The sequence below is a fragment of the Streptomyces sp. NPDC057474 genome (assembly GCF_042802555.1).
Taxonomy (GTDB): domain Bacteria; phylum Actinomycetota; class Actinomycetes; order Streptomycetales; family Streptomycetaceae; genus Streptomyces.
Genome location: NZ_JBHVDX010000442.1, coordinates 1 through 3,102 on the forward strand (window position 1 = coordinate 1; position 3,102 = coordinate 3,102).

The following is a 3,102-nucleotide window of genomic DNA, read 5'->3' on the forward strand; positions in this document are numbered from 1 at the left end:
GATCTCGGTCGGCCGGAGGCTCCCTGACCGGTGGGTGCGGTGGGTCAGTACTTGCGGGTGGGGAGGGCTTCCTTGGCCTGGGCCTGCAGGAAGTCGCTCTCCTTGGTCTTGATCCAGCGCTCGACCGAGCCGCCGTCGTGGACCGTCTGGACGACCTCCATCAGCTGGGGGCCGAGCAGCGGGTTGCACTCGACGATGGCGTTGATCTTGCCTTCGGACATGGCCACGAAGCCGTCCTTCACACCGTCGACCGTGACGATGAGGATGTCCTTGCCGGGCTTCTTGCCGGCCGCCTCGATGGCCTGGATGGCGCCGATGCCCATGTCGTCGTTGTGCGCGTAGAGCACGTTGACGTCCGGGTTGGACTGCAGGAAGGCCGCCATGACCTGCTTGCCGCCGGCGCGGGTGAAGTCGCCGGTCTGGCTGACGACGATCTCCCAGTCGTCCTTGTGCTCGGCGTCCATGATCTCCTTGAAGCCCTTGGCGCGCTCGATCGCGGGGGCGGCACCGGTGGTGCCCTCCAGCTGGGCGATCTTCACCTTGCCCTTGTGACCGGCCGTCTCCAGGACCTTCTCCAGGATCTTGGCGGCGCGGCGGCCCTCGTCGGTGAAGTCGGAGCCGACCAGGGTGACGTACAGGGACTCGTCGGAGGTCTCGACGGAGCGGTCGGTGAGGATGACCGGGATCTTCGCGGTCTTGGCCTCCTTGAGCACCGCGTCCCAGCCGGTGACGACCACCGGCGAGAAGGCGATGACGTCCACCTTCTGCGCGATGTAGCTGCGGATCGCGGAGATCTGGTTCTCCTGCTTCTGCTGGGCGTCGGAGAACTTGAGGGTGTAACCCGCCTCCTCGGCCGCCGACTTCACCGAGTCGGTGTTGGCGCTGCGCCAGCCGCTCTCCGAGCCGACCTGGGAGAAGCCGAGGGTGATCTTCTTGCTGCCGCCGCCGGCGGAGTCGGTACCGGTGGAGCTGTCGTCCTCCTTGGCGCAGGCCGTCAGACCGGCCGCGGCCACCACGCCGACCGCCGCGGTGAGGAAGTTACGTCTGTTGAGCATGTCTTCTCCTTTGAAGAGCCGGTCCGAGGACGGACCGCTGGTACTCGTGGTGGACCGGCCGCACTACGTCCAACCTGTCGATCATTGTTCGAAATGTCGGCCACGCTGATGGATGGGAAACGCTTGGTCGTTCGGTGCCGCGTCAGCCCGGAGCGGTCCCCGGCTGGGGAAGGTACGGGAAGGTGCTGGCGCGGACGACGAGTTGGGGTTCGATGGCGATCCGGGACGGCCCGGCAGGGGTCCGGCCCTCGATCAGGTCGAGCAACAGGGCGATGCTGCGCTGGCCCACCGTCGAGAAGTCCTGCCGGACGGTGGTGAGCGGCGGGGCGAAGAACTCCGACTCCGGGATGTCGTCGAAGCCGACCACCGCGACGTCCTGGGGCGTGCGTACCCCCGCCTCCCGCAGCGCGCGCAACACCCCCAGGGCCATCTGGTCGTTGGCGACGAAGACGGCGGTCAGGCCGCGGCCCACCCAGCCGGCCAGTTCCTGGCCCGCCCGGTAGCCCGACAGCGGGCTCCAGTCCCCGTGCAGCGGCTGCGGCGGTTCGACGCCCGCCTCTTCGAGGGTGGCCCGCCAGCCGACGGTCCGGTCCGCCGCCTCCTGCCAGTCCTCGGGACCGGCGAGGTGCCAGACCCTGCGGTGCCCTGCGGCGAGCAGATGACCGGTGGCCAGCCGCGCGCCCAGCTCCTGGTCCACGTTGACGCTGGGGATCTCCGAACCGGAGCCGGTGCCCACGGCCACCACCGGGAAGGGGTGCCGGAGTTCGGCGAGGGCCGCGACCGCCGACCGCTGCGGGGCGAGGGCGATCACCCCCTCCACACCGCCGTCACTGAGGCGGTCGACGGCCTCGGAGAGCGTCTCCACGGTCAGTTCGCGCAGACTGACCGTCGAGACGAGGTACCCCTCGGCCCGTGCCGCCTCCTCCAGCGCGAACAGTGTGCTGGCCGGACCGTAGAGCGTGGTGTTGGAGGCGACCACGCCCAGCGTCTGGGTACGCCGGGTCACCAGGGCCCGTGCGGAGGAGTTGCGGCGGTAACCCATCTCCTCGATCGCGCGCTGCACCCTCGCCCGGGTCTCGATCCGCACGTTGGGGTGGTCCCCCAGGACGCGGGAGACGGTCTGATGGGAGACACCGGCCTGGCGGGCCACGTCGGCCATGGTGGGCGGCCGGAGCTGTGAGTGGGTCACGGCCGCACCTCCTCGGCGGTCGACGGTGGACAGGTCATGTGCTGCGGGTAAGTCCTGTGGTGGCGATGGGTCCCGCGCCACGGACGGGTCTTGTGCGGCGGGCGACTGGTTCCGCGCCGTCGGCTTCACGCCGGGATTCCGGAAAGCCCCAGGTCAGCCGCTGGTAAGGCGAGTTGGGGCGCTGCTGGCACGGCGCTCGTACCTCCTCGGATGCCCTGGGGCGTCGACTGGTGAATGCGGAGGTCATTGTGAGCGCTAACAATTCATGGCGGTCAAGAGGGCTGCGTCAGGGAAGGCGTCACGGTTGCATAACGCAGCAGTCGGTGCGAGTGGGGGACGGCCGTTCGGGGCACGGCGAAGCCTCCGGGCGCGGACCCCGGCCCGGGGGCTTTGACCTGCGGTTATCGCTACGAGCACCACCACAGGAACTGCTTGCACGTCTCCGAGGGACTGGGCTCCGGAGTGGGGTCGTCCGCGGTCGGTTCGGTGGTCGGGGTGTCGGTGTCCTCGGGGTCGGAGGTCGGGTCCTGCGCCGAAGGAGCGGGGCTCGCCGTGGCGTTGGAGGCCGAGCGGTCCTTGGGCTTGTCCGCGTCCTCGTCGCCCTCCTCGTCGCCGGACTTCTCGGACTCCGAGGCGGACGGGGACGCCGATTTATCCGGCTTCTTCCCGTCCTTGTCGGCCTCGGCCAGGTCGTCCGAGCCGTCGCCGGCCTTCTCGGCGTCGTCCTCCGAAGCCGTCGGGGACGCGTCGGAGACGTCGTCCACGGAGGCCGCGCGCGGCTCCGTCGGCGGTGCCTCCATGCCGAGTTCGGCGAGGCTCAGTCCGCCCGCGGCGAGCAGCAGGCCGGCCCCGATCATC

The 3,102-nt window shown here is 69.9% G+C and carries 2 protein-coding genes and 1 pseudogene; all 3 read right to left on the minus strand.

The features are described 5' to 3' along the window. Window positions 1–44 precede the first annotated feature (44 nt). Window positions 45–1,055, minus strand: coding sequence for an ABC transporter substrate-binding protein (locus ACFU53_RS47415; RefSeq protein ID WP_384006697.1), 1,011 nt, complete (start codon window positions 1,053–1,055; stop codon window positions 45–47). Between the two features lie 142 nt (window positions 1,056–1,197). Then, complete coding sequence (locus tag ACFU53_RS47420; protein WP_384006701.1) at window positions 1,198–2,244, minus strand: LacI family DNA-binding transcriptional regulator; 1,047 nt, start codon at window positions 2,242–2,244, stop codon at window positions 1,198–1,200. A gap of 407 nt (window positions 2,245–2,651) precedes the next feature. Further along, window positions 2,652–3,102, minus strand: a pseudogene (locus ACFU53_RS47425) (hypothetical protein); the annotation flags it as partial.